Here is a 25,620-nt window from a genome sequence, read left to right as displayed (position 1 = left end):
GGCCGGTGGGTGGTGCACGGTGCGGGGTCTGCGATCTGGTGCGGGGTTGGCTGCCGGGTGCGGTGCTGCATCCGCGCACGGGGCTGGGAACCGCGCACGGGGTGCGCAGGTGCGCATGGTGCGGGCTGGAGGCGCGGTGCCGGTCCGGTACGCGCCTCCCGGCCGACTCTGAGCGGGCGCTCAGTCATCGGACGCCGCGGGTTCGTAGGGTTGCAGTCCACGACCGGTCCGTCCGGACCGACCGTGCACCCGAAGGAGCATCGACCATGGGATTCCTCGACCGCCTGCTCGGACGTCCGGAGCGAGACCGATCCGCCGACGCACAGCAGAACCAGTGGGGGCAGCCGCCGCAGCAGGGCTACCGGTACGGCCAGCAGTCCTACCAGCAGCCGGCACCGTCCGCACCGCAGGGCGGCCAGTACGGCGTCCCGCAGTGGGGTGGCGCACCGACGCAGCAGCAGGGTGCGACGACCGACGACGAGCGTGCGGTCGAGCGCTACCGCTACCTGCTCCGTACCGCGCCGCCGGAGCGCATCGAAGAGGTCCACGCCGAGGCCTTCGCCAAGCTGACCGACGAGCAGCGCCGGATGGTCTACGACGAGTTCACCCGCACGGCCCCTCCTGGGGAGGCGCCCCGTGGGGACGACCCACGCTCGCTGGCCCAGTCGGCGACCCGGTCCGAGATCCGCCAGCCGGGCTTCATGGAGCGCTCGCTCGGCGGTGTCGGCGGGGGCGGAGGCCGCTTCGGTGGGCAGCGCGGTGGACCCTCGTTCGGCAGCATGATCGGTGCCTCGATCCTCGGGACGGTGGCCGGCTACGTCATCGGATCCGCGATCATGAGCGCCTTCCTGCCCGACCCCGGTTCGTTCGATGGCGGTACCGACGCTGCGGGTGACGGCGGTTCGGAGGACACTGGTTCTGAATCCGGTGATGCCGGGGCGTCCGACGGTGGCGCATCCGACGGCGGCGGCTTCGACAATGCGGGCTGGGGCGACAGCGGATCCGACTTCGGCGGTGGCTTCAGCGACTTCGGTGGTGGCGACTTCGACGTCTGAGTGACGTCCGTCGCTCCACCGGACCCCCGGGTACCCACCGTGTCCGACGAAGGAGCGACATGGCCATCATCGAAGCCTCCGGGCTGACCAAGACCTACAAGTCGAAGTCCGGGCCGGTGCACGCACTGGCCGGACTCGACCTGTCGGTGCCGCAAGGCACCGTGAAGGCACTGCTCGGGCCGAACGGCGCGGGCAAGACGACCACCGTGAAGGTGCTGACCACCCTCATCACGCCCGACTCCGGCACCGCGACGATCGACGGCATCGACGTGATCGCCGATCCGCAGGCCACCCGGCGCTCGATCGGGGTGTCCGGACAGTACGCGGCGGTCGACGAGAACCTGACCGGGTTCGAGAACCTCGAGATGATCGGGCGGCTGTACCACCTGGGTCGTCGGACCTCGCGCGACCGGGCTCGTGAGCTCATCGACGTCTTCGACCTGTCCGAGGCGGGGGACCGCCCGGTCAAGGGCTTCTCGGGCGGCATGCGACGACGGATCGACCTGGCCGGGGCCCTCGTGATGAACCCGCGGGTGCTGTTCCTCGACGAGCCGACGACGGGCCTCGACCCCCGCAGCCGGCTGGCGCTCTGGGGCATCATCGAGGACCTCGTGGCCGAGGGCGCGACGGTGCTCCTCACCACCCAGTACCTGGAAGAGGCCGACCGGCTCGCCGACGACATCGCGGTCATCGACGACGGCACGGTCATCGCCGAGGGGACCTCCGACCACCTGAAGGCGCAGGTCGGTGGGCACCGGGTCGTCGTGACCCTGGTGGACGAGGCCGACGGCGACGCGGCGACCACCGTCCTCCGCCGCTACGGGGTCGGCGAGGTCGAGACCTCGGGCGACGGCCGCACCCGTGCCATCGCGGTCGAGGCCGGACCGGCCGCCCTGCAGCGCGTGCTCGCCGACCTCGGTGCGGCCGGCATCGACCTGCACGACGCCGGCATGCGGCGCCCGACCCTCGACGACGTCTTCCTCCGCCTGACCGGCCACGCCGCGACGGACGACGACGCCGATGACCCCGCGGCGACCACGCAGAAGACCAAGCAGAAGGAGACGGCAGGATGACCGCCACCTCCCTGGCTCCGGGCCGTCAGCTGCCCGTCGTCGTCACCTCGCCGCTCGCCGTCTGGGTCGAGGACGGCTGGACCGTCACCAAGCGCAACCTCATCAAGCTCAAGCGGTCGCCGGACATGCTCGTCTTCGCCGTGCTGCAGCCCATCATGTTCGTCCTGCTGTTCAGCCAGGTCTACGGCGGCGCCATCCAGGTGCAGGGCACCGACTACACGCAGTTCCTGATGGCGGGGATCTTCGCGCAGACCGTGGTGTTCGGCGCGACGTTCTCCGGGTCCGCGATGGCGCAGGACCTGAAGGAAGGACTGATCGACCGGTTCCGCACGCTGCCGATGTCGGCGTCCGCCGTGCTGGTCGGACGGACCAACTCCGACCTCGTGCTCAACTCGATCTCGATGGCGATCATGATGCTCACCGGTCTGGCGGTCGGGTGGCGCGTCAACTCGTCCCCGCTCGAGTTCCTGGCCGGCATCGCCCTGCTGCTGCTCTTCAGCTACGCGTTCAGCTGGGTGATGGCGTTGCTCGGCATGAGCGTCAAGACACCCGAGGTCATCAACAACGCCTCGTTCATGATCCTGTTCCCGCTGACGTTCATCTCGAACGCGTTCGTGCCGAGCGACACCCTGCCGCTGGTGCTGCGCGTGTTCGCGGAGTGGAACCCGGTGTCGTCGCTCGTGCAGGCCGCGCGCGAACTGTTCGGCAACGTCGGCTCCGCGCCGGTGCCGGACATCTGGACGATGCAGCACCCCGTGCTGACGGTCCTGATCGGGATCGCCGTGATGCTCGTGGTGTTCGTGCCGTGGTCGGTGAACAAGTACACCAGGATCAGCGCGAAGTGACGCCATGGGCGGTCAACAAGGCTGTGCCATTCACCCCCAGGATCAGCGCGAAGTGACGCCGGTGTGGGCGCTCAGAGCAGCTTGCGCTGCAGCGCCCACGCGGTCAGCTCGTGCCGGTTCGACAGCTGCAGCTTCCGCAGGACCTTCGACACGTGGGTCTCGACGGTCTTCACCGAGATGAACAGCTCCGTCGCGACCTCCTTGTAGGCGTACCCGCGGGCGATGAGCCGCATGACCTCCTGCTCGCGGGCGGACAGGCGGTCCAGCTCGGTGTCGTGCTGCGCCGTCTCGCCGCTGACCGCCCCGAACGCATCGAGCACGAAGCCGGCCAGGCGCGGCGAGAACACCGCGTCGCCGTCCGCCACACGGGTCACGGCCTCGGCGACCTCAGCACTCGACGAGCTCTTCGTGATGTACCCGCGGGCGCCGGCCCGGATGACCCGGACGACGTCGTCGGCGGCGTCCGACACGCTCAGCGCGAGGAACCGGGTGTCCGGGTTCCCCGGTGCGGACCGCGTGATCACCTCGGCACCACCACCCCCGCCGCCACCCGGCAGGTGCACGTCGAGCAGGACGACGCGCGGGCGCGTGGCCGCGACGAGTGTCACGGCCTCGTCGACGGTCGCCGCCTCACCAACGACCTGGAGGCCCGGTGGCAGCCCGGCGCGCACGCCGGCTCGGAAGATGGAGTGGTCGTCGACGATCGCGACCGTCAACGGGGCGGGTTCGGTCATGCGTGCTCCTCGTCGTGACTCGCGGGTGCGAGCGGCAGGGTCAGTCGGACCTCGGTGCCCGTGTGCCCCGGGCCGGGCGCGATCGTTGCCAGGCCGCCGAGGCGCTGCATGCGGCCGATGATCGACTCGCGGACGCCGTACCGGCCCGCCGGCACCTGCTCGACGTCGAAGCCCGGTCCGCGGTCGCGGATGCTGATCTCGACCCGGTCGCGGGCGGTCTCCGCGTACACGCTCACGGTCCCACCGGCGTGCCGGGCGGCGTTGAGCATCGCCTCGCGGGCGGCGGCGACGAGCCCGTCCGGCAGGTCGCTGCGGGCGGGTCCGACCGCGATGACTTCGATGCGGGCGGGGTACTCGGCCTCGATGTCCACGGCGGTGTCCCGCAGCTGTGCGCCGAGGTCGCGCGCCGGTTCCGCCCGCTCGGTGAAGAGCCAGGACCGCAGCTCGCGCTCCTGCGCCCGCGCCAGCCGGGCCGCGTCGGAGCCGGGCTCGGCCTTCTGCTGGATGAGGGCGAGCGTCTGCAGCACCGAGTCGTGCAGGTGCGCGGCGAACTCGGCCCGCTCGAGGTCACGGACGCGGGCGGCGCGTTCCTCGGCGAGGTCGCGGACGAGCCGGACCACCCACGGGGCGACCACGACGGCGACCCCGACCAGGACGGCGACCGCGGCGGTGAGGACCGTCCAGACGTTCGGGCGGCTGCTCGTCGTGAAGAACAGCAGGATGCCGAGCACGACGAGCACCAGGGCCCCGAGCGCCCGCACGACCAGGGCGGAGGACCGGGCCGTGCGGACGTTGCGGAGCGCGTCGAACTGTCGCCAGGCGAGTGCGGCGCCGGTGACGACGACGACGCCGGGCACGACGAACTCGAGGGGGACCGCCATGCCCATCCGCGCTGCCACCACCGCGCCGGCGGCGGCGAGCAGGGCCACGCCGAGCAGGATCTCGACGACCGGGGCGCGGAGGGCGGACACGGGGTCGTCGTCTCCGGCCACGCCGACGGCAGGCGTCAGGAAGGACTTGAGTGGTGCGCGGCCCGAGGCGGAACCGGCGGGCGCACTCGGGACGGTCGCCCAGAGCCAGGCGTAGAGCAGCAGGCCGGCGCCACCGCAGACCACCAGGACCGCGGTGACGAGCCGGACGGCCCCGACCGGCAGCCCGGTGTGCGCCGCGAACCCGCTGCAGACGCCGCCGACGACCCTCGGGGTCGGGCGCGTCATCGTCGCGGTGGCCATGGGCCAATCCTGGCACCCGGACGGCGCCCGCAGCAGGGTCCGGGGCCGGGATCAGGGACCGGTCAGGGGGAACCCCGATGGTGCCGACGCACGCCTGCCGGGATGCTGGTGGTCATGACCGATCACCAGCACGACTCCGCTCCCGGCACCGCTGCCGGCAGCGCCGACTCGACGACCCGGTTCTTCGACTGGGTCCGCGGCCTCGGCATCACGCGCACCGACGACCGCTGGCTCGCCGGCGTGTGCGGCGCCGTCGCCCGCCGCACCGGGCTCGACCCGCTCGTGGTCCGCGGCGTGGCGATCGTCGTCGCACTGCTGGGCGGGCCGGTCTTCCTGGCGTACGCCGTCGGCTGGGCGCTGCTGCCCGACTCCGCCGGACGCATCCACGTCGACCGGATGATCCGCGGGGTGCTCGACCCCGCACTCATCGCGATCGGCGCCTTCGTGGCACTGACCTTCGTGCCCGCCGCCCGGGGGCTGTGGTGGCAGGGTGTGCCCGATGCCTGGGGGATGCCCAGCTGGCTCGAGGCGACCCTGGCCACCGCGTGGAGCATCGTGCTGGTCGGCGGGATCGTCTGGCTCATCGTGGTCCTGGCCCGACGCGGAGTGGACGGCGACCGGACCGCGCACACCGAAGCCGACCCGTCGGCCGCGCCGCGGGGCGACTTCTGGACCAGCCCCGAGGAGCCGCGCCCGGCCCGGACCGCGTGGACCACCGAGGCGACCGGCGCGCCGGAGCCGGGTCGGGCCTCCTGGCAGTGGGACGTGCCGGTGAGCGCCGAGGACCGGCGACGGCAGCACGAGGAGCGGCTGCGCGCGGAACGCGAGCGGGCTGCCGAACGGCAGGCCGAGCGGGCGGAGCGGCGCCCCGGAGCGGCGTACGTCGCCGTGTCCCTCGGACTCGCACTCGTCGCCGGAGCCGGGGTCGCGTTCTGGGCGCAGCAGGCCGGGTGGTCCGTCCCGGTCCTCGGGATCGCCGCCGCGCTCGCGGTGCTGGCGATCGCCACGATCGTCGCCGGGGTCCGCGGCCGCGACGACGACGTGCTCGGACTGTTCTCGACGGTCGCCGCGGTGGCCCTCGTGGTCACCGGGGTCCTGCCCGCCGGCACACAGGTCTCGCTGATCGGCGGCACCACGTGGCAGGTGGAACGGGCCGCGCCGGGCACCGAGCGGAACTTCGCGATGCTGGCCGGTGGGCCCACCCTGGACCTCCGCGGCCTCGAACCGTCGGCCACCGGGGGCGACGTGACCCTCTGGCTGGGCGCCGGCGGAGCCGACGTGCTGCTGCCGACCGACCTGCCGGTCCGGGTCGAGGTCAGCGGCGTCGGGTACGGCGTGGACACCGGCGGAGGCGACGACGGAGCGGACACCGGCGGGGTGCTGCGGACCACGACGCTGGAGAACCGCGCGGCGCGCACGGCCGATGCGGACGAGACCACGACCGTGCACCTGTGGATCCTCGGCGGCGGCGTCGACGTGCCGCGGGCGATCACGGTCGGCGAGTGAGGAACGGGACCATGACGAACGACGACACCACGAACGACGAGACGACAGCGCCGACGGTTCCGCCGGAGGTTCCCGACGGGCGCGGCCACCGGCCTGCACGCCGCGGTGCACGGTTCGGCACGATCCTGTGGGGCGTGCTGATGCTCGTGTTCGCCGGGGCGATGGCCGTGAGTGCGCTGCCGATGTTCTCAGTGGACACCACGACCCTGCTGCTGGCCGCCTGCATCGCCGCCGGCGTCCTGCTGGTCGTCGCCGGGATCGTGGCGACCCTGTCCCGCACACGGCGGTAGTGGGAGCGCCCCGTGCACAGGGTCGTCCGGGTGTGCGCGGGGGCCACCCGGACGGCTTAGCATCATCCTCGTGACCGCGACAGACGCCGAGCGGGCCGCCCAGCGCGACGCCACCGAGCAGCCCCTCGACCGCAGCACCCGCCTGCGCCGGTGGATGCTGCACGGGGCCGACCAGGGCGCCTCCCACCAGGGCCCGCACCAGGTCGAGGTCGAGAAGACCCACCCGTGGTGGCGGGTCATGTGCCTGACCGGCGTGGACTACTTCTCCACCCTCGGGTACCAGCCCGCCATCGCCGCGCTCGCCGCGGGGCTGCTGTCGCCGATCGCGACGATCGTCCTCGTGCTCGTCACGTTGTTCGGGGCGCTGCCGGTGTACCGCCGGATCGCCCATGACAGCTTCCGGGGTGCCGGGTCGATCATGATGCTCGAGAAGCTCCTGCCGTGGTGGGCCGGCAAGCTGCTCGTGCTGGTGCTGCTCGGGTTCGCCGTGACGGACTTCATGATCACGATGACCCTGTCGGCGGCCGACGCCACGGCGCACATCGCCGAGAACCCGTACACGCCGCACTGGTTCACCGAGATCCCGGTGCCGCTCACCCTGGCGCTGCTGCTCCTGCTCGGCATCGTGTTCCTGCGCGGCTTCAAGGAAGCCATCGGCATCGCGGTCGGGCTCGTCGCCGTGTTCCTCGCCCTGAACGCCGTCGTCATCATCGTCGCGCTCTGGCACGTGTTCGAGAACCCGATGGTCGCGAGCGACTGGTGGTCCGGGCTGACGGCGCAGCACGGCAACCCGCTCGTCATGGTCGGCATCGCCCTGATCGTGTTCCCGAAGCTCGCGCTCGGGCTCTCCGGCTTCGAGACCGGCGTCGCGGTGATGCCGCAGGTCCGCGGCGACGCCACCGACGGCACCAGCGACCGACCCGAAGGCCGGATCCGTGGCACGAAGCGCCTGCTGACGGTCGCGGCGCTGATCATGAGCTCGTTCCTCATCACCTCGTCGATCGTGACGACGTTCCTCATCCCGCAGCGCGAGTTCCAGCCGGGCGGTGGTGCGAACGGTCGTGCGCTGGCGTACCTGGCGCACGAGTACATGGGCGGCGTGTTCGGGTCGATCTACGACTTCTCCACCGTCGCCATCCTGTGGTTCGCCGGCGCGAGCGCGATGGCCGGGCTCCTGAACCTCGTGCCGCGGTTCCTGCCCCGCTACGGCATGGCACCCCAGTGGGCTCGCGCCGTGCGTCCCCTCGTGATCATCTTCACGCTCATCGCGTTCGTGATCACGATCATCTTCCAGGCCGACGTCGATGCCCAGGGCGGCGCCTACGCCACCGGCGTCCTCGTGCTCATCACGAGTGCCGCGGTCGCCGTGACGCTGTCCGCGCGCCGCAAGCAGCAGCGCAAGCGCACCATCGCGTTCGGCGTGATCTCGGTCGTGTTCGTCTACACCACCGTCGCCAACGTGATCGAGCGGCCCGACGGCGTGCGGATCGCGGCGATCTTCATCATCGCGATCGTCGTGGTCTCGCTCATCTCGCGCGTGCGCCGCTCGTTCGAACTCCGGGCGTCGTCGATCGAGCTGGACGCGACGGCCCGCCAGTTCGTCGAGGCCGACGCCGACCAGTTCAGCTCGATCTGCATCATCGCCAACGAACCCGGTGCCGGCACGGCCGAGGCGTACCGGGCGAAGGGGCGCGAGGAACGTCGCGACTCCGGCATCCCGGCGCGCGTGCCGACGATGTTCCTCGAGGTCCTGCCCGCCGACTCGTCCGACTTCGAAGAGGACCTGGTGGTCGAAGGGCACGTCATCCACGGGTTCCGCGTGCTCAAGGTCCGCTCCGGCAACGTCCCGAACACCATCGCGTCGACCCTCCTCGCCATCCGCGACCTCGCCGGTGTGGTGCCGAGCATCTACTTCGAGTGGAACGAGGGCAGCCCGATCCGGAACGCCCTGCGCTTCGTGTTCACCGGTGCCGGCGACGTCGCCCCCGTGACGCGCGAGGTCCTGCGCGAAGCGGAACCCGAGGTCAACCGACGGCCCAACGTCCACGTCGCGTGAGCCGCGGACCGGGCGCAGGACGTGCCTCCAGGCCCGTCGGCGGCCTGGCGGCGATCGTGGTCGCCGCGGCGGTGTGGGGCACCACCGGGACCGCGACGCACTTCGCGCCCGGTGTGCCGGCGTTCGTGTTCGGCGCGGTGACCTTCGGCCTGGGCGGGCTCGTGCTCGCGGCGACCGCGGGCCGGGGCACCCTGCGAGCCGTGGGCCAGCGCCGGACCCGGGGCTGGGCCCTGCTCGGTGCCGTGTCGCTCGTGGTCTACGCGATCGCGTTCTACGCGGCCCTCGCCGACGCCGGTGTCGCGCTCGGCACGACCCTGGCCATCGGCTCGTCGCCCGTCTTCGCCGGCCTGGTCGAGTGGGTCGTCGACCGCAGGCCCGTCACGCGCCGCTGGCTCGTGGCCACCCTGGTGAGCGTGGTCGGCATGGTCGTCGTCACCCTCGCCCGCTCCGGGCACGGCGACGGCGGGCGATCGCTCGCGGTCGGCGTCGGCAGCGCCCTGGTCGCCGGTCTGACGTACGCGCTGTACTCGTGGGCGGTGGCGCGGGGGATGCACGCGGCGACGAGCCGGATGCCGATCGCCGTCGGTCGCGCCGAGGCCGACACCATGCGGGTCGGCGGCGACGTCGGGGTCGCCGCGGCACGGGCAGCCCGCGGGCCGAACGAGCGCGGACTCGTCGGTGCGGTGTTCGGCATGGCCGCGGTGCCGCTCGTCGTGCTCGCCGTGGTGGCGGGCGGGCCGTTCCTGGCCGAGGCCGACGACTGGCCGGTGTTCCTGTACCTGGCGCTGGTGCCGACGGTCATCGGCCACTCGCTGTACGCGGTCGGACTCCGGTCGGTGACGGCATCGGTCGCGACGCTGCTTTCACTGCTCGAGCCCGTCGTGGCCGCGGTGCTGGCGGTGCTCGTGGTGGGGGAGCACCTGGGACTCGGCGGCTGGACCGGCATCGGGCTCGTGGTGGTCGGGCTGTCCGTGCTGGCGCTGCCCGCGCGACGCCTCAGCTGACGAGCAGCGGCGTCTGCGCCCTGCCGCGCCGCCCGGGCGCCGGCGCGTCAGCCGTCCAGGATCTGGTCGCGCACCTTCCGCCGCAGCACCTTGCCGATCATCGAGCGCGGCAGGTCCTCGACCACGACGACCCGGCGCGGCACCTTGTACGCCGCCAGGTGTTCGCGAGACCAGGCCCGCAGCGCCGCGGGGTCGAACGTCGACGGGTCCTTCGGCACGACCGCGGCGACGACCTGCTCGTTGCCACCCTGCGTGATGCCGACGACCGCGACCTCCTTGACGCTGGGGTGCTTGAGCAGGGTGTCCTCGACCTCGGACGGCGACACGTTGAAGCCGCCGGTGATGATGAGTTCCTTCAGGCGGTCGACGATCCGGACGTACCCGTCGGCACCGATGGCCACGATGTCGCCGGTGCGGAACCAGCCGTCGGGCGTGAAGACCTCGTCGGTGGCCTCCGCCTTGCCCCAGTAGCCGCGGAACACCTGCGGGCCACGGACCTGCAGCTCGCCGGGTTCGTCGACGCCGAGCACCTTGGTGTCGTCGTCCGGGTCGACCACGCGTGCCTCGGTGGAGGACAACGGCAGGCCGATCGACCCGAGGCGGCGCTCCGGGGAGACCGGGTTGGCCATCAGGACGGGGGAGCACTCGGACAGGCCGTAGCCCTCGACCAGGTAGCCGTCGGTCCGGGCCTCCCACGGTTCGACGATGTCCTGCGACAGTGGCATGGCGCCGGAGATGCCGATCTCGATGCCCTTGAGCGACACCTTCGCCGAGTCGGCGGCGTGCTGCAGCCGGGCGTAGATCGGCGGCACGGCCGGCAGGAACGTCGGCGGGTGACGCTTGATGGCGCTCAGGACCAGAGCGGGGTCGAACGCGGGGAAGAGCACGAGCCGCGAGGCCATGCTCATCGCGAAGGTCAGGCAGAGCGTCAGACCGTACGCGTGGAACATCGGCAGCACCGCGTACACGACGTTGTCGCCGCGGCGGATCTGCGGCACCCACGCCCGGGCCTGGGCGGCGTTCGCCAGCAGGTTCCGGTGACTCAGGACCGCACCCTTCGGCGTCCCGGTGGTGCCGGAGGTGTACTGGATCAGTGCGACGTCGTCGGTGGCCGGGCGCGGGTGCCGCTTCGACAGCTTGCGGGTGTCGGCGACGTCGTCCCACTTCACCGTGCCACGGACCTTCGTCGTCAGCTTCGCGCGGGACTCGCGGGCCTTCGCGACCGGCAGCGCCAGGGCGAGCCGGGTGCTCCGGGGCATCGCACGGGTGATGTCGACCGAGACGATCGCGTCGAGGTGCACGTCGGCCGGGAAGTCCTGCAGCGTCGCGACGGACTTGTCCCAGGCGATGGCGACCTTGGCGCCGTGGTCCTCGAACTGGTGGCGGAGCTCCCGCGGCGTGTACAGCGGGTTGTGCTCGACCACGATCGCGCCGAGCCGCAGCACCGCGTAGAACGCCACGATGTGCTGGGGGCAGTTCGGCAGGACGATGGCGACGCGGTCACCCGCCCCCACGCCGAGCTTCCGCAGGCCGTTCGCCGCGCGGAGGATCTGCTCCTCGAGGTCGGCGTAGCTCGTGGTGCGCTTGAAGAACTCGAGGGCGACCTGCCTGGGGAACTTCCGAGCCGACTGCTCGACCAGGTCGTACAGGGAACCGCTCTGTTCCTCGATGTCGTGCGGGACCCCCGGGGCGTACGAGGCAAGCCAGGGACGAGGCGTGTCGATGCTCACTCGACCAACGTAGCGGGCGACCCCCGTGCACCCTGGGAACGGTCGGCCCGCGCGAAGCCGAGTGCGTTCCCAGGGGGCGGACGGACGATGACGCCATGCCCTCCGTCTCCGACGCCCTCCGGTCTCGCCTCAACGACACGTTCACCGGGGGCGCGACGAGCAAGCCGGAGTGGATCGACGAGCTCGAACAGGGCACCGACGCCGGGTTCTTCGGCCCGGGCTCCGCGACGTGGTCCGTGCACGGTGGCAAGCAGACGATCGTCGCCGGGGTCCGGGCGCTGCTCGTCCAGGCCCTCCACCCCGGGGTCCTCGCCGGCGTGGCCGACCACTCCCGCTACCGCGAGGACCCGTTCGGCCGCCTCGCCGGCACCATCCGCTGGATCTTCACCGTCTCGCACGGTGACACCGCCACCGCCCGCGGGGCCAGCGAGTGGGTGCTGCGCCTGCACGAGCGGGTCCGCGGCGAGTACGTCGACGGACACGGCACTACGAGGGACTACTCCGCCAACGACCCGCTCATGGCGCGCTGGGTCCACCTGGCCTTCACGGACGCGTTCCTCCGCGCCGCGCAGCGCTGGGGCGATCCGATCCCGGGAGGAGCCGACGCCTACGTGCGCGAGTGGGCGACCGCCGGCCGGCTCATGCGCGTCGAGGACCCGCCGGAATCCGAGGCGGAGCTCCGTGCCCAGATGAACGGGTACCTCGACCGTGGCGAACTGGCGGTGACGGCCCGCACCCGTGACGTCGTCAAGTTCATCCGGAACCCACCGCTCGCGCTGATGCTTCGGCCCGGCTACCAGGCCCTGTTCCAGGGCGCCGTGTCGACGCTGGACCCCCGCCACCGCTCGATGCTCGGCCTGCGGGCCCCGATGATCGGTCCTGTCGAGCTGCCCGTCAGCCGCACGGCCGGCCTGGTGCTCGACGGCATCGGGGGCGTGCTCGGCAACCAGACCGGCACGGAGCGCGCAGCGCTCGTGCGCATCGCACGACTCGAGCGCGGCGCGTAGCCGCTTCCAGGGATCGCCTGCGCAGGACGCCGTCGTCTTGTCGAGACGCCGCCCTGTCCGGCGGCGTTGCGCGAGGACGCAGGCGTGGTACCGACACGACGGCGTGTCGCGGGCCGTCGGGTGACGACGGACGGACGGGAGGAACGGGGCCAGGCCGATCCGCGCCTCCCGTCCGTCTGGTGGTGCGTCAGAAACCGGACGGCACCCGGGGCGTGTACGCGGACTCGAGCCGCGTGACCTCGTCGTCGGTGAGCGTCAGCGACGCTGCGGCCACCGCGTCGTCGATGTGGTGCTCCTTCGTCGCGCCGACGATGGGCGCGGAGACCGCGGGCTTGCCGGCGACCCAGGCCAGGGCGACCTGCGCCATCGGGACGCCGCGCTCGGCAGCGACGGCCTCGACCGTGTCGACGATCGCGCGGTTGGCGTCCTCGTCCTGCTTGTAGAGGGTCTTGCCGAACTCGTCGGTCTGCGCGCGCGAACCCGACCCGGAGGCGTCCCAGGGGCGCGTGACGCGGCCGCGGGCCAGGGGGCTCCACGGGATCACGCCGACGCCGGTGTGCTCGCAGAAGGGGAGCATCTCGCGCTCCTCCTCGCGCTCGAGCAGGTTGTACTGGTCCTGCATGCTGACGAACTTCGTCCATCCGTGGCGTTCGGCGGTGTGCTGCATCTCGGCGAACTGCCACGCCCACATGCTGCTCGCGCCGATGTAGCGCGCCTTGCCGGCCTTGACGACGTCGTGCAGGGCCTCCATCGTCTCCTCGACCGGGGTCTCCGGGTCGAAGCGGTGGATCTGGTACAGGTCGACGTAGTCCGTACCCAGGCGGGTCAGGGACGCGTCGATCTCGTGCATGATCGCCGCGCGGGACAGTCCGGCGCCGTTCCGACCAGGGCGCATCCGGTTGAAGACCTTCGTGAAGACCTGGACGTCCTCGCGCGGAGCCAGCTCGGCCAGGAGCGTCCCGGTGATCTCCTCGCTGCTGCCATCCGAGTACACGTTCGCCGTGTCGAAGGTCGTGATGCCGGCCTCGAACGCACGGCGGACGAACGGGCGGGCCTCGTCGATCCCGACGCTCCAGGCGTGCGAGCCCCGGTCTGAGTCGCCGTAGGACATCATGCCGAGGACGACGCTGCTGATCTCGAGCCCCGAGTTGCCGAGGCGCTTCGTGTCGGTGGTCATGCTGCTCGTCTCCGTGGTGGTGCCGCTCGTGTCGGTGGTCATGCCGACACTCTGGCATCGCGGCCTGTGACCGCCAGCAGGCGCACCTGCAGCGGGGTGTCCTCGGTGACGTCGACCGGGGGCGCGTAGAGGCCAGTCGCCGCCAGGTCCTCGATCTGCGGCTCGAAGTACTCCCACACGGCACGGACGAGCTCGTCGGGCAGGGACTCCTCGGTGCCGGTCGCCCGGGCGAGGTCCCACGTGTGGATCGTGATGTCGCTCGTCTGCTCGGTCAGGTACTGCGCGGCGGGCACGACGTCGGTGCTGAGGTGCACGGGGGTGTCCTGCGGGGCGTTCCGCCAGGCGTCGGTGGCTGCGGTGGCGAACCGGTGCCACTCGGCGACCAGGTCATCGCCGATGGGTTCGAGGTCGGCCTGCGCCTGGGCGTAGTCGCACCCGGTCAGGAGCTTCGGGATCCACCGTTGCTCGTCGACGACGTGGGCGACGAGGTCGCGGGTGGACCACTCGGAGTCGGGGGTGGGGGCGTCCCAGTCGGTGACGGCGGCGACGCGGCGGCCGAACTCGGCTGCCGCGAGGGCCTGCATCGCGATCCAGTCGGTGGCCATGGTGGTGCTCCTGTTCGTCGTGCGGGCGGTGCGGGTGGTGGTGGTGCTCGTGGTGCTCGTGGTGCCTTTCGTGCAACTCGGGGTTCGGCGTGCGGATTCCCCGGCGGCCCCTGCGCGCCCCACGGTACGCGGGGTCGCGGCCGCGGCGCGTGCCCCCGCCGGTCCCGCTCCCGCTCGTCCCGCTCCCGGTCCCGCTCTCGCGAGCGGGCGAAATGTCAGGAGCGCCACGGGGATCGGCAGGGTGTTTCGCCCGCTCGTGGGTGGCGCGGCGTGGCATGGGTGCACAGGCCGACGAGCGGGCGAAATGTCAGGCTCATGAGGGCGATGGTCCGGGCATTTCGCCCGCTCGTGGTCGGCAAAGAAGCGCGGGAACGACGAACGCCCCGACTCCGTCGGGAGTCGGGGCGTTCGTCTCGGGTTCGGGTGGTGCCGTTCGGTGCCCTCAGTGGGGCGACGAGTACGAGGAGGCTCAGGCCGCCTGGAGGACGAACTGGACGTCGAGGTTGATCGTGACGTCGTTGCCGAGCGTGAATCCACCGGCCTCGAGCGCCGCGTTCCAGTTCACACCGAACTCGGTGCGGTCGATCTTGGTGGTCGCCTCGGCGCCGAACTTGACCTGTCCGTAACCGTCGGTGGTGAATCCGCCGAGCTCAGCCTTGAGGACGACGGGCTTGGTGACGCCGCGCAGGGTCAGGTCGCCCGAGATGTGCAGGTCGTCGCCCTTCGCCTCGATGCTCGTGGAACGGAAGGTGAGCTGCGGGTGCTCCTCGGTGAGGAAGAAGTCGCTCGTCTTGAGGTGCTGGTCGCGCTGCTCCTGACCGGTGTTGATCGACGCGACGTCGATGCTGGCCTCGACGGTCGACTCGAGCGGGTTCTCGGCGGTGACGACGGTGGCGTCGAACGTCTCGAACTTGCCCTTGACCTTGCTGATGGCGAGGTGGCGGACCGAGAAGGTGACCTCCGAGTGGGTCGGGTCGATCTTCCAGGTGCCGGTCTGGTAGCCGGGAACGGTGTCAGCGGTGAGCGTCATGGTGGTCCTTCTTCCGAACGAGAGTCTGCGGTGCGACGCGTTCCATGCGCCTGCATCGAGTTGATACTACGACAGTGTGCACCGTTTTGGTTGAAGCGTCAACCATTGTTCACCCAAGTGTCGCAAACCGCGTGTCGTGGGCTCCTCGCGCACCGACGTCGAGCAGCCGACGGATGCGGTTGACGAAGCGCTCGACTCCGTGCGCAAGGTCGTCCGCCGTCACCCTGACGAGCCACCAATCGACGTCCTTGAGGCGCTCACCGCGCGTGAGGTCCTTGCGGAAGCTGGCTGGATCGGTGCGGTGCAGATCGCTCTCGTACTCGATCGCCACCCTGGCCTCGGGGTACGCGAGATCCACGCACACGATCCACTCCCCGTCGACGACGACATCGTGGTTGAGCGCGGGTTCCGGGAGTCCGCGGCGGAGCAGCGCCAGTCGTGTCCTGGTCTCTCCCGGCGACCGAGAACCCTGCCGGATCTCTTCGAGCGCGAGGCGGAGCTTCACGATCCCGCGGATGCCACGTCGCCGACGGACAGCCAGAGCGAGTTCGTCGAGCGTTGCCCAGCCGAGCCACCCGACGAGCGCGTCCCCGGCGACGATGAGTTCGTCGAGCGTCAACATCGAGCCGAGCGCGACGAAGGTGTCGGCAGGTGTGGTGAGCGGCACACCTCGGGCGATCGTCGCCCGGACCGACCCGTACCGCGCTCGATGGCCGACCGTGCCACGAACCCGGAGCGCTTGGTCGGTGCCGATCGTCGTGACGTGCAACCGCTGATCACGTTCGAGGCGACGGGGGAGGGGGACGCCCATGACCGCTGCGGCGGTGACGTGACTGAACACCTGATCGGGGCGGAGTCGAGGAGCGAGTGCCCGAGCACGTTCGTCCACGGATTCCGGGGGGAACGCGGACCGGATGCCGTGGAACGGTCGGACGAGGTCGCGTGCGTCGAGGCGACCACGCGAGACCCCGCGGTGCAGCGCGTCCCGCACCCGGAAGGAAGCGTCACGGAGTGCCATCGGGAGCCGGCGTCTGGCGGTCATCTCCACATCGTGGCCGCGAGCTGACGGTGCGGACGGGAGTAGCGCCTCCATTGTGGATCGTGACCGCGCTCGTGCGGTTGTGGAGGGATGGCGACACCGTCGAACGGGCGAAACACCGGGCGCATCCCGCCGTCGCACGCCGGTGTTTCGCCCGTTCGCGGGGTTCGCGGGGCTCGCGGGGTTCGCGGGGCTCGTCGGCGGGGCCGTTGGACGGTTCGGGAACTGGCTCCCGAGGGATCGCCCGAAGCGCTCTCACGGCGAGCGGGCGAGATGTCCCGGTGCGTCGTCGAGGACACCTGGGCATTTCGCCCGCTCGCCGATCCTGCTCGCCGATCCCACCGCCCGGCCGCGCCGCCTGGCCCCACCGCCTGGCCCCACCGCCCGGACGCGCCGCCTGGCCCCACCGCTCGGCCGCACCCGCACCCGCACCCGCACCCCCGCCTCACCCGCGCCCGACAGGCACTCGCGGGACCCCTCACGTGCGCGCTCACTCCAGTAGCGTCGGGACCATGGAATTCAGGTACCTGGGCAACTCCGGACTCAAGATCTCCGAGATCACCTACGGCAACTGGCTGACGCACGGCTCGCAGGTCGAGAACGACGTCGCCACCCAGTGCGTTCGGGCAGCGCTCGACGCCGGCATCACCACGTTCGACACTGCGGACACGTACGCCAACACCGCCGCCGAGACCGTCCTCGGCGAGGCGCTCAAGGGCGAGCGGCGCCAGTCCCTCGAGGTCTTCACGAAGGTCTACTGGCCGACGGGCCCGAAGGGGCACAACGACGTCGGCCTCAGCCGCAAGCACATCATGGAGTCGATCGACGGCTCGCTCGAGCGGCTGCAGACCGACTACGTCGACCTCTACCAGGCGCACCGCTACGACTACGAGACCCCCCTCGAGGAGACGATGCAGGCCTTCGCCGACGTCGTCCGTCAGGGCAAGGCGCTCTACATCGGCGTCAGCGAGTGGACCGCCGAGCAGATCCGCGCCGGCGCCGCACTCGCCAAGGAGCTCGGCTTCCAGCTCATCTCGAACCAGCCGCAGTACTCGATGCTGTGGCGGGTCATCGAGGGTGAGGTCGTCCCGGCCTCGAAGCAGCTCGGCCTGTCGCAGATCGTCTGGTCGCCCATCGCGCAGGGCGTCCTGACCGGCAAGTACAAGCCCGGTCAGCCCCTGCCCGAGGGCTCGCGGGCCACGGACGAGAAGGGCGGCGCCGACATGATCAAGCGGTTCATGCGCGACGAGGTCCTCGAAGCCGTGCAGCGCCTGCAGCCCGTCGCGGACCAAGCCGGCCTCACGCTCGCGCAGCTCGCGATCGCGTGGACCCTGCAGAACGAGAACGTCGCCTCGGCGATCGTCGGTGCCTCGCGTCCGCAGCAGGTCACCGACAACGTCAAGGCCGCCGGCGTCAAGCTCGACGCGGACGCCCTCGCGGCGATCGACGAGGCACTCGGCGACATCCCGGAGCGCGACGCGTCCAAGAACGTGTCCCCGTCTTCGCGCCCCGCGTAGACGCGACCGACCGGCGGACGGGAGGCCCGGTGCCAGCTGGCACCGGGCCTCCCGTCCGTCCCGGTGCGGGTGCACCCCGCCGTCACCCAGACGAGGACCGGTCTCGCTGATCAGGTTCGCAGCGCGCTCTTCGGAGGACCGCAGCCGCCGTTCGGTACATTCGGGTGGAGCACGAGGAGCACCATGAGCGAGACCCTGGTCATCATCCCGACCTACGACGAAGCCGAGAACGTCCGGCCCATCGTCGAACGCACGCTGGCCGCGACGGACGACACGGTGCACGTGCTCGTCGTCGACGACAACTCACCCGACGGCACCGGCGACATCGCGGACGTCATCGCGACCGAGACCGACCGTGTGCACGTGCTGCACCGCACCGTCAAGGACGGCCTGGGCGGGGCGTACCTGTCCGGCTTCGCGTGGGGCCTGGAACACGGCTACGCCAAGCTCGTCGAGATGGACGCCGACGGCTCCCACCACCCCGAGTACCTGCCGTGGATGCTCGAGCTCGCGGACTCCAACGACCTGGTGCTCGGCTCCCGCTGGGTCAAGGGCGGCAAGGTCGAGAACTGGCCCTGGTACCGGCTCCTGCTGTCCCGCGGCGGCAACCTGTACACCCGCCTCGCACTCGGCATCGCGGTGCGCGACGCCACCGGCGGCTTCCGGGTGTTCACCTCGAAGGCGTTCGAGCGGATCGACCTCGCCGGCGTCGCGTCGAAGGGGTACTGCTTCCAGGTGGACCTCTGTTGGCGCGCCCTCGAGGCAGGCCTGCGGGTCGTGGAGACCCCGATCACGTTCACCGAGCGGGAGTTCGGTGTCTCGAAGATGAGCGGCAACATCGTCCGCGAGAGCCTCGCGCTCGTGACGAAGTGGGGCATCGACCGTCGCATCCGTGAGACCCGCTCCCTGGTCAAGGACCACCGCAAGCTGCCCTCCGTGCGGAAGAACGCGCACGCGGTGGCTGACCACGCGGCCTGAGGCCACGAACACACGAACACACCAACGCACGAACGACGACGAAACCAAGGGGTTCGTCGCCGTTCGCGTGTGCGGGACTGCGGCTCGCGCAGCACGCGGACGCGCGGCTCGCGCAGCACGCGGACGCGCGTCAAGCGCAGCACGCGGACGCGCGTCTACCGCAGCACGACCACGCCTCGGCCGCGGAACCGGACGACGCCGGCATCGACCTCGGTCGCCCCGAAGCCGTAGAGCTCCTCGCCCTCGGCCTCAGGGACGGGGACCTCGGCAGCGTCATCGGCGAAGTTCACGACGACGTGCACCGGCGTGACGTCGGGGCCGAGCAGTCCGCGTGTGAGCACGAGCCAGCGATGGTCCTCGCTGAAGCGGACGGCGTTCGCCTCGTACCGGTGGTCGACGAACGCCTGGTCGGTGCGACGCAGGGCGATCAGCACCCGGTACGCGCGCAGGATCGCCGCACCGCGCTCCGAGCTCACGTCGGCCCAGTCGAGCTTCGAGTTCGTGAACGTCGTCGGGTCCTGCGGGTCCGGCACGGCGGACTCGTCCCAGCCGTGCTCGGCGAACTCGGCGATGCGCCCCTCGGCGGTGGCCGTGCCGAGCTCGGGCTCCGGGTGCGAGGTGAAGAACTGCCACGGTGTCGAGGCCGCGAACTCCTCGCCCATGAACAGCATCGGCGTGAACGGCCCGAGGAGCGTCAGGGCTGCGGCGATCACGAGCCCCTCGTCGTCGAGGGTCGCGGCCAGCCGGTCGCCGGCGGCCCGGTTGCCGATCTGGTCGTGGTTCTGGTTCGCGACGACCAGGGCCGTCGCGGGGGAGGTCCCACGGTCGATCGGTCGGCCGTGCCGCTTACCGCGGAACGACGACCAGGTGCCGTCGTGGAAGAAGCCGTCCTGGAGGACCTTCGCCAGCGCCGAGAGCGGAGCGAAGTCGGCGTAGTAGCCGTTCGTCTCACCGGTGAGCGCCACGTGCACGGCGTGGTGGAAGTCGTCGGACCACTGTCCGGCGAGGCCGTACCCGGCGGCCTCGCGCGGCCGGAACATCACCGGGTCGTTGAGGTCGGACTCCGCGATGAGCGACAGCGGACGACCGATGAACGACGAGTAGGCGTCGGTCTCGTCGGCCATCGACGCCAGCACGTGCGGGCGGGTGGTGTCGCGGATCGCGTGCACGGCGTCGAGCCGGAGCCCGTCGACGTGGTGGTCGCGGAACCACATGCGCACGTTGTCGAGGACGTACCGACGGACCTCGGGGTGCTCGACGTTCACCGAGTCGCCCCAGGTGTTGCCGAGCCCGGCGAGCAGGTAGGGGCCGTACAGCGGCAGGTAGTTCCCGCTCGGGCCGAGGTGGTTGTAGACGACGTCCTGGATGACACCGAGCCCCAGCGCGTGCGCCGTGTCGACGAACCGGTCGTAGGCGTCCGGGCCGCCGTACGGCGCGTGCACCGAGAACCAGCCGACCCCGTCGTAGCCCCAGTTCCACTCGCCGTTCACCGCGTTGACGGGGAGCAGTTCGACGAACTCGACCCCGAGCTCGACCAGGTGGTCCAGCTTCTGGGCGGCGGCGTCGAGCGTGCCCTCGGGCGTGTAGGTGCCGATGTGCATCTCGTAGATCACGGCGCCGCGGGCCGGGCGTCCGGTCCACGACTCGTCGGTCCACGCGAACCGAGCGGGGTCGACGACCTCGGACGGGCCGTGCACGCCCTCGGGCTGGTACCGGCTCCGGGGGTCCGGTCGGACCGCGTCGTCGTCGCCGATGCGGAACCCGTACCGGGCACCGACCACCGGCATCACGGAGTCGGTGGACCACCAGTCGTCGGTGCCCTTGGTGAGCGGGTACTCGACGTCGTCGACGACGAGCCGGACCCGTTCCGGCTCGGGCGCCCAGACGGCGTAACGGTCGGGTGCGGTCATGCGTGACCCTCCAGGATGTCGATCTCGGCCTGCGCGTCGGACTCGGTGGCGTCCGTCGTGCCGGCGGCGGGCCGGGAGGCACCGCTCGCGTCGGACACGGCGGTCACCGCGTCGGCGTGGCCGGCTGCACCGACCGCGTCGGCGGGCACGAGCAGCGCGACCGGGTAGGTGGTGAGCAGGTCGGCCAGCGCGATCCCGCGGTCAGCGGGGACGTGTCGGCCGGTGAGCAGGTCGATGCGCTCGACCGGGACGGCGTGCACCAGGGTGTCGCCCCAGTCGCCGACGCGGTCGAGGCCGATCGGCAGGCGCGTTGCGATCGTCACGGCGCCGCCGCGGTCGAACGCGATGACGTGGTCGGCCGCGCTGCCGGTGGCCTCGAGCTCCAGGTACCGGGTGAACAGCTCCGGGTGGTCCCGTCGGATCCGCAGTGCGCGGGTCGTGACCAGGAGCTTCGCGGCTCCGTCGATGCCGATGGCCGGCAAGTCCTCGGGGCCGTCGTCGTCCGGGCCGTCGAGTTCGGCGAGCACGTGACGCCGCTCGGCGTAGTCGACCGGGCGTCGGTTGTCGGGGTCGACCAGCGAGCGGTCCCAGAACTCGGTGCCCTGGTAGACGTCGGGGACGCCGGGGGCGGTGAGCTGGACGAGCTTCTGGGCGAGACCGTTCGACCACCCGGCAGCGTCGATCTGCTCGTCGAGGGCATCGAGCACGGCGACCACGTCCGGGTTGTCGAACGCGGCGTCGACGATCGCGTGCATCTGCTGCTCGAACGCCTCGTCGGGCTCGGTCCACGTGGTGCTGTCCCCGGCTTCGCGGGAGGCCTTCTCGGCGTAGGCGTGCAGACGTTCGCGGCTGGCGGGCCGCGCGCCGACGATCGCCTGCCAGAGCAGGTCGGCGAACACGCGGTCCCGCAGCGGCACGAGCGACTGCAGCCGTTCGAGCGTGGCGGCCCACTCGTCGCCGAGCTCGGCCAGCACGGCGATGCGGGCGCGGGTGTCCTCGCTGCGCTTCGTGTCGTGCGTGGTGAGCGTCGTCATGGTGTGCGGCCAGCTGCCCAGCCGTTCGCGCTGTGCCTGGTGGAAGTCCGCCACGGAGACCGCGAAGACGCTCGGGTCGCCGCCGACCTCGCTCAGGGACGACAGGCGCGAGGTGCGGTAGAACGCGGTGTCCTCGACGCCCTTCGCCATCACCATGCCGCTGGTCTGCTGCAGTCGGAGGGCCGCGGCGTTCGTCGGGTCGACGAGGGCCGGTGCGATCCGGTCGATGACGTCGTCGAGGTCCGGGCGGGCCGCGGCGGCGCGCTCGAGCGCGGTGATCAGGTGGTGGGCGCCCTCGGGCAGGTACGTGCGGTACACGTCGAACGAGGCAACGACCTCGGCGACCGCGTCGACGATCCGCTCGTGCGTGATCGTCTCCGTGACGGCACTCGGTGCGAGCAGACGAGCGAGCCGCTCGACCTCGCTGCCGAGGATGCCGTCCGCGATGCCCCGTCGGGTGTCGTGCGTGAGCTGCTGCCAGTCGGTCGGTTCGGCGCCCGACGCCGCGGTCAGGGACTGTTCGCCCGCCGGGTCGACGAACACGCGGTCGAGCACCCCGAGGGCGTCGTACCCGGTGGTGCCGTCGACCGGCCACGAGCTCGGCAGCTGCTCGCCGGGCTCGAGGATCTTCTCGACGAGGGTGTAGGCCCCGCCGGTCAGCTCCGCCAGGTCCTGCAGGTAGCCCGCCGGGTCGTACAGCCCGTCCGGGTGGTCGATGCGCAGGCCGTCGACGAGCCCGTCGCGGAACCAGCCGCCGATGACCGCGTGCGAGGCCGCGAAGACCTCGGGCTCCTCGACGCGGATCGCCGCGAGGGTGTTCACCGCGAAGAACCGGCGGTAGTTCAGGTCGTGGTCGGCACGCTTCCAGTGCACGAACGCGTAGTGCTGGCGTTCGTGGACGGTCTCGACGGTGTCGCCGTCGTGCACCGTGCCCGGCGCCGTGGGGTAGGCGGTCTCGCCGACGCGGAGCACCGGACGCTCGGCGTCGGACGTGTCCAGCGTGATCGCGTCGAGCAGCCGGTCGTCCAGCACGGGGACCCGGAGCTTGCCGTCGCCGGCTTCCCAGTCCACGTCGAACGCCCAGGCCACGGGCGAGCCCTGGCCGAGTTCGAGCAGGGACCACCACCACGGGTTCGACTCGGGGGTCGCGACACCGACGTGGTTCGGCACCACGTCGACGATGACCCCGAGGCCGACGGCGTGCGCGGCCTCGGCCAGCGCCCGCATTGCCTGGTCGCCACCGCGGTCGGTGTCGACGCGGGTGTGGTCGACCACGTCGTAGCCGTGGTTCGACCCGGACTCGGCCTGCAGCACGGGCGACAGGTACAGCCAGTCGGCGCCGAGGTCGTGCACGTAGCCGACCAGGTCGCGCGCGGCGTCGAGGTCGAAGTCGGCGGAGACCTGCAGGCGGTACGTCGACGCGGGCACGCGGTTCGCGGCGCCGGGCGTTCCGGCGGTCATCGGGCGGTTCCGCTCGGTGCGGTGGACCCGGCCGGGTTGACCGGGGTGACGGCGTCCTGCGGTGCTGCCGGTTCGGTGGCACCGTCCTGTTCGGCGTCGACCGGGGTGCTCGTGACCTCGTGGTCGGGCTCGGCGCGGAGCACGATCATCGACCGTGCGGGGACGTCGAGCGGGGTGCCCGCGTCGAGCACCTCGTCACGGGCGCCGGGGTCCGCGGTGTCGATCCGGACGGTCCAGCCGGGGGAGTACTCCTCGGGCGGCAGGGTGAAGGTCACGACGTCGTCGTGGGCGTTGAAGTACGTGATGAAGCCGACGTCGGTGACGCGCTCACCGCGGGCATCGCGGCCGCGGATGCCCTCGCCGTTCAGGTACATGCCGACGCTCTTGCCGAAGCCGGAGTCCCAGTCCTCGGGGTCCATCGCGTCGCCCGAGGGGGTCAGCCACACCACGTCGGGCAGCGGCTCGCCCTCGCCACGACGGACCGGACGGCCGTTGAAGTACCGGGTCCGGCGGAACGTCGGGTGGTCGTGCCGCAGCTTCACCACGTCGGCGGTGAACTGGATGAGGTCTTCGTCCGCGCTGTCCCAGTCGATCCAGCTGAGCTCGGAGTCCTGCGCGTAGACGTTGTTGTTGCCCGACTGCGACCGACCGAGTTCGTCGCCGTGCGCGAGCATCGGCACACCCTGGCTCAGGAGCAGGGTCGCCAGGAAGTTCCGGCGGCGCTGCAGCCTCATCGCGTTCACGGCCTCGTCGTCGGTCGGGCCCTCGGCGCCGGAGTTCCACGACCGGTTGTGGCTCTCGCCGTCGTTGTTGTCCTCGCCGTTGGCCTCGTTGTGCTTCTCGTTGTAGGCCACCAGGTCGTACAGCGTGAAGCCGTCGTGTGCGGTGATGAAGTTGATGCTCGCCTTGGGCGTGCGACCGTCGTGTTCGTACAGGTCGGCCGAGCCCGAGATCCGGGACGCGAACTCGCCGAGCGTCGACGACTCACCGCGCCAGAAGTCACGGACGGTGTCGCGGTACTTGCCGTTCCACTCGGACCACTGGGGCGGGAAGTTGCCGACCTGGTAACCACCGGGGCCGACGTCCCACGGCTCGGCGATGAGCTTGACCTGCGACACGATCGGGTCCTGCTGGACCAGTTCGAAGAAGGCCGACAGGCGGTCGACCTCGTAGAACTCGCGCGCCAGCGCCGACGCCAGGTCGAAGCGGAACCCGTCGACGTGCATCTCGGTCACCCAGTAGCGGAGCGAGTCGAGGATGAGCTGCAGCGAGTGCGGGTGCCCGACGTTGAGCGAGTTCCCCGTGCCCGTGTAGTCCATGTAGAACTTCTTGTCGTCGTCGACCAGGCGGTAGTAGGCCGCGTTGTCGATGCCGCGGAACGACAGCGTCGGGCCGAGGTGGTTGCCCTCGGCGGTGTGGTTGTAGACGACGTCGAGGACGACCTCGATGCCGGCGCGGTGCAGCTCGCGCACCATCGTCTTGAACTCCTGGACCTGCTGGCCCTGGTCGCCCGACGACGAGTACGCCGAGTGCGGCGCGAAGAAACCGATCGTGTTGTAGCCCCAGTAGTTCGACAGCCCCTTGTCCTGCAGGGTGGAGTCGTTCACGAACTGGTGCACCGGCATGAGCTCGAGCGTGGTGATGCCGAGGCGCTGCAGGTGCTCGATCACCGCAGGGTGGGCGACGCCGGCGTAGGTGCCGCGCTGCTCTTCCGGCACGTCCGGGTGCGTCTCGGTGAGGCCCTTGACGTGTGCTTCGTAGATGACGGTCTCGCCGTACGGCGTGCGTGGCGGACGGTCCCCCTGCCAGTCGAAGAAGGGGTTGATCACGACGCCCTTCATCATGTGCGACGCGGAGTCCTCGTCGTTGGTCGAGTCCGGGTCGCCGAACGTGTACGAGAAGAGCGACTGGTCCCAGTCGATCTCGCCGCTGGTCGCCTTGGCGTACGGGTCGAGCAGGAGCTTCGACGGATTGCAGCGCGCGCCGGAGTCCGGGTCGTACGGGCCGTGCACGCGGAAGCCGTACTCCTGCCCGGGGCCGATGTTGGGGAGGTACGCGTGCCAGACGTAGGCGTCCACCTCGAGCAGGCGGACGCATTCTTCGTTGCCGTCGGAATCGAACAGACAGAGTTCGACGCGCTCGGCGACCTCGGAGAACAGCGCGAAGTTCGTGCCGCTCCCGTCGTAGGTCGCCCCGAGCGGGTACGGGTTTCCGGGCCAGGTGTGCAAACGGTCCTCCAGGTGTGGGTGCGGCCAACATATCGGCGGCACTCGTCCGCGTCCGCAGACAAGCCCCAGCTGTGGATGCGTGAGGCGCCCCGCGGCCTGTTGAGGAACG

20 protein-coding genes are annotated in these 25,620 nt (G+C 71.1%); 10 read left to right on the top strand and 10 right to left on the bottom strand.

Features of this window, described 5'->3' with window-relative positions; genetic code table 11:
* Positions 1-266 precede the first annotated feature (266 nt).
* Genes QRN30_RS08710 through QRN30_RS08700 form a run of 3 tightly spaced genes read left to right on the top strand, consistent with a single transcriptional unit; the run spans position 267 to position 2,973 of the window.
* Positions 267-1,055, top strand: coding sequence for a hypothetical protein (locus tag QRN30_RS08710; RefSeq protein WP_274007104.1), 789 nt, complete (start codon positions 267-269; stop codon positions 1,053-1,055).
* A 59-nt stretch (positions 1,056-1,114) separates the two neighbouring features.
* A complete protein-coding gene (locus QRN30_RS08705) occupies positions 1,115-2,128 on the top strand; it encodes an ATP-binding cassette domain-containing protein (protein ID WP_284760903.1) in 1,014 nt (337 codons plus the stop codon).
* Positions 2,125-2,973 carry an ABC transporter permease gene (locus tag QRN30_RS08700; RefSeq protein ID WP_017886987.1) on the top strand — a complete coding sequence of 283 codons (849 nt, stop codon included), beginning with the start codon at positions 2,125-2,127 and terminating at the stop codon, positions 2,971-2,973. The genes QRN30_RS08705 and QRN30_RS08700 overlap by 4 nt, the downstream gene beginning before the upstream one ends.
* A gap of 71 nt (positions 2,974-3,044) precedes the next feature.
* Here QRN30_RS08700 and QRN30_RS08695 read toward each other — a convergent pair whose 3' ends face one another.
* Complete coding sequence (locus QRN30_RS08695) at positions 3,045-3,707, bottom strand: LuxR C-terminal-related transcriptional regulator (protein WP_042541384.1); 663 nt, start codon at positions 3,705-3,707, stop codon at positions 3,045-3,047.
* On the bottom strand, positions 3,704-4,939 hold the full coding sequence (locus QRN30_RS08690) for an ATP-binding protein (protein ID WP_284760901.1): 1,236 nt from the start codon (positions 4,937-4,939) through the stop codon (positions 3,704-3,706). The genes QRN30_RS08695 and QRN30_RS08690 overlap by 4 nt, the downstream gene beginning before the upstream one ends.
* A 114-nt stretch (positions 4,940-5,053) precedes the next feature.
* Here QRN30_RS08690 and QRN30_RS08685 point away from each other — a divergent pair, with 114 nt between their 5' ends.
* The 4 genes from QRN30_RS08685 (at position 5,054) to QRN30_RS08670 (ending at position 9,795) form a co-directional block, all read left to right on the top strand.
* A complete protein-coding gene (locus tag QRN30_RS08685; protein WP_284760899.1) occupies positions 5,054-6,445 on the top strand; it encodes a PspC domain-containing protein in 1,392 nt (463 codons plus the stop codon).
* An 11-nt stretch (positions 6,446-6,456) separates the two neighbouring features.
* Positions 6,457-6,735 (top strand): hypothetical protein, encoded by a 279-nt coding sequence (locus tag QRN30_RS08680; RefSeq protein ID WP_017886984.1) that lies wholly within the window; start codon positions 6,457-6,459, stop codon positions 6,733-6,735.
* 154 nt (positions 6,736-6,889) lie between these two features.
* Entirely contained in the window at positions 6,890-8,791 is a 1,902-nt protein-coding gene (locus tag QRN30_RS08675; RefSeq protein WP_228499484.1) for an APC family permease, read from the top strand.
* Positions 8,788-9,795: a DMT family transporter gene (locus QRN30_RS08670; protein ID WP_284760898.1), complete on the top strand. Its 1,008-nt coding sequence runs from the start codon at positions 8,788-8,790 to the stop codon at positions 9,793-9,795. The genes QRN30_RS08675 and QRN30_RS08670 overlap by 4 nt, the downstream gene beginning before the upstream one ends.
* A gap of 47 nt (positions 9,796-9,842) precedes the next feature.
* Here the strand turns inward: QRN30_RS08670 and QRN30_RS08665 are convergent, their stop codons facing one another.
* Positions 9,843-11,525, bottom strand: a complete 1,683-nt coding sequence (locus tag QRN30_RS08665) for a long-chain-fatty-acid--CoA ligase (protein ID WP_042541379.1) — start codon at positions 11,523-11,525, stop codon at positions 9,843-9,845.
* Between the two features lie 95 nt (positions 11,526-11,620).
* Here QRN30_RS08665 and QRN30_RS08660 point away from each other — a divergent pair, with 95 nt between their 5' ends.
* On the top strand, positions 11,621-12,532 hold the full coding sequence (locus tag QRN30_RS08660) for an oxygenase MpaB family protein (protein WP_017886980.1): 912 nt from the start codon (positions 11,621-11,623) through the stop codon (positions 12,530-12,532).
* 187 nt (positions 12,533-12,719) lie between these two features.
* On the opposite strand, the gene QRN30_RS08655 is transcribed toward QRN30_RS08660, so the two are convergent.
* The 4 genes from QRN30_RS08655 to QRN30_RS08640 form a co-directional block, all read right to left on the bottom strand.
* A complete protein-coding gene (locus QRN30_RS08655; RefSeq protein ID WP_284760896.1) occupies positions 12,720-13,751 on the bottom strand; it encodes an aldo/keto reductase in 1,032 nt (343 codons plus the stop codon).
* Positions 13,748-14,314 (bottom strand): TIGR03086 family metal-binding protein, encoded by a 567-nt coding sequence (locus tag QRN30_RS08650; protein WP_056073071.1) that lies wholly within the window; start codon positions 14,312-14,314, stop codon positions 13,748-13,750. The genes QRN30_RS08655 and QRN30_RS08650 overlap by 4 nt, the downstream gene beginning before the upstream one ends.
* Positions 14,315-14,783: 469 nt before the next feature.
* A complete protein-coding gene (locus QRN30_RS08645; protein ID WP_017886977.1) occupies positions 14,784-15,344 on the bottom strand; it encodes a YceI family protein in 561 nt (186 codons plus the stop codon).
* Between the two features lie 109 nt (positions 15,345-15,453).
* Positions 15,454-16,386, bottom strand: a complete 933-nt coding sequence (locus QRN30_RS08640) for a putative endonuclease domain-containing protein (RefSeq protein WP_284760895.1) — start codon at positions 16,384-16,386, stop codon at positions 15,454-15,456.
* Positions 16,387-16,895: 509 nt separating this feature from the next.
* On the opposite strand from QRN30_RS08640, the gene QRN30_RS08635 reads away from it, so the two are divergent.
* Positions 16,896-17,900: an aldo/keto reductase family protein gene (locus tag QRN30_RS08635; RefSeq protein WP_056073081.1), complete on the top strand. Its 1,005-nt coding sequence runs from the start codon at positions 16,896-16,898 to the stop codon at positions 17,898-17,900.
* A gap of 183 nt (positions 17,901-18,083) precedes the next feature.
* On the top strand, positions 18,084-18,878 hold the full coding sequence (locus QRN30_RS08630) for a polyprenol monophosphomannose synthase (protein ID WP_159557643.1): 795 nt from the start codon (positions 18,084-18,086) through the stop codon (positions 18,876-18,878).
* Between the two features lie 155 nt (positions 18,879-19,033).
* Here the strand turns inward: QRN30_RS08630 and treZ are convergent, their stop codons facing one another.
* The 3 genes from treZ to glgX are packed head-to-tail and all read right to left on the bottom strand — an operon-like array spanning position 19,034 to position 25,511.
* A complete protein-coding gene (gene treZ, locus QRN30_RS08625) occupies positions 19,034-20,788 on the bottom strand; it encodes a malto-oligosyltrehalose trehalohydrolase (RefSeq protein ID WP_194590217.1) in 1,755 nt (584 codons plus the stop codon).
* Positions 20,785-23,283 carry a malto-oligosyltrehalose synthase gene (gene treY, locus QRN30_RS08620; RefSeq protein WP_284760894.1) on the bottom strand — a complete coding sequence of 833 codons (2,499 nt, stop codon included), beginning with the start codon at positions 23,281-23,283 and terminating at the stop codon, positions 20,785-20,787. The genes treZ and treY overlap by 4 nt, the downstream gene beginning before the upstream one ends.
* On the bottom strand, positions 23,280-25,511 hold the full coding sequence (gene glgX / locus QRN30_RS08615) for a glycogen debranching protein GlgX (RefSeq protein ID WP_284760893.1): 2,232 nt from the start codon (positions 25,509-25,511) through the stop codon (positions 23,280-23,282). Before glgX ends, treY begins: the two co-directional genes overlap by 4 nt.
* Positions 25,512-25,620: the final 109 nt, after the last annotated feature.

The organism is Curtobacterium sp. MEB011 (assembly GCF_030209655.1).
Taxonomy (GTDB): domain Bacteria; phylum Actinomycetota; class Actinomycetes; order Actinomycetales; family Microbacteriaceae; genus Curtobacterium; species Curtobacterium poinsettiae.
The sequence above is the reverse complement of the archived record's forward strand: the minus strand, read 5'-3'. Positions and strand labels throughout refer to the sequence as shown.

What these genes read in the sequence shown, in the direction of transcription:
- QRN30_RS08710 (WP_274007104.1), top strand. Translation starts at nt 267, where the DNA reads ATGGGATTCCTCGACCGCCTGCTCGGACGTCCGGAGCGAGACCGATCC.
- QRN30_RS08705 (WP_284760903.1), top strand. Translation starts at nt 1,115, where the DNA reads ATGGCCATCATCGAAGCCTCCGGGCTGACCAAGACCTACAAGTCGAAG.
- QRN30_RS08700 (WP_017886987.1), top strand. Translation starts at nt 2,125, where the DNA reads ATGACCGCCACCTCCCTGGCTCCGGGCCGTCAGCTGCCCGTCGTCGTC.
- QRN30_RS08695 (WP_042541384.1), bottom strand. Translation starts at nt 3,707, where the DNA reads ATGACCGAACCCGCCCCGTTGACGGTCGCGATCGTCGACGACCACTCC.
- QRN30_RS08690 (WP_284760901.1), bottom strand. Translation starts at nt 4,939, where the DNA reads ATGGCCACCGCGACGATGACGCGCCCGACCCCGAGGGTCGTCGGCGGC.
- QRN30_RS08685 (WP_284760899.1), top strand. Translation starts at nt 5,054, where the DNA reads ATGACCGATCACCAGCACGACTCCGCTCCCGGCACCGCTGCCGGCAGC.
- QRN30_RS08680 (WP_017886984.1), top strand. Translation starts at nt 6,457, where the DNA reads ATGACGAACGACGACACCACGAACGACGAGACGACAGCGCCGACGGTT.
- QRN30_RS08675 (WP_228499484.1), top strand. Translation starts at nt 6,890, where the DNA reads ATGCTGCACGGGGCCGACCAGGGCGCCTCCCACCAGGGCCCGCACCAG.
- QRN30_RS08660 (WP_017886980.1), top strand. Translation starts at nt 11,621, where the DNA reads ATGCCCTCCGTCTCCGACGCCCTCCGGTCTCGCCTCAACGACACGTTC.
- QRN30_RS08655 (WP_284760896.1), bottom strand. Translation starts at nt 13,751, where the DNA reads ATGACCACCGACACGAGCGGCACCACCACGGAGACGAGCAGCATGACC.
- QRN30_RS08650 (WP_056073071.1), bottom strand. Translation starts at nt 14,314, where the DNA reads ATGGCCACCGACTGGATCGCGATGCAGGCCCTCGCGGCAGCCGAGTTC.
- QRN30_RS08645 (WP_017886977.1), bottom strand. Translation starts at nt 15,344, where the DNA reads ATGACGCTCACCGCTGACACCGTTCCCGGCTACCAGACCGGCACCTGG.
- QRN30_RS08640 (WP_284760895.1), bottom strand. Translation starts at nt 16,386, where the DNA reads ATGACCGCCAGACGCCGGCTCCCGATGGCACTCCGTGACGCTTCCTTC.
- QRN30_RS08635 (WP_056073081.1), top strand. Translation starts at nt 16,896, where the DNA reads ATGGAATTCAGGTACCTGGGCAACTCCGGACTCAAGATCTCCGAGATC.
- QRN30_RS08630 (WP_159557643.1), top strand. Translation starts at nt 18,084, where the DNA reads ATGAGCGAGACCCTGGTCATCATCCCGACCTACGACGAAGCCGAGAAC.
- treZ (WP_194590217.1), bottom strand. Translation starts at nt 20,788, where the DNA reads ATGACCGCACCCGACCGTTACGCCGTCTGGGCGCCCGAGCCGGAACGG.
- treY (WP_284760894.1), bottom strand. Translation starts at nt 23,283, where the DNA reads ATGACCGCCGGAACGCCCGGCGCCGCGAACCGCGTGCCCGCGTCGACG.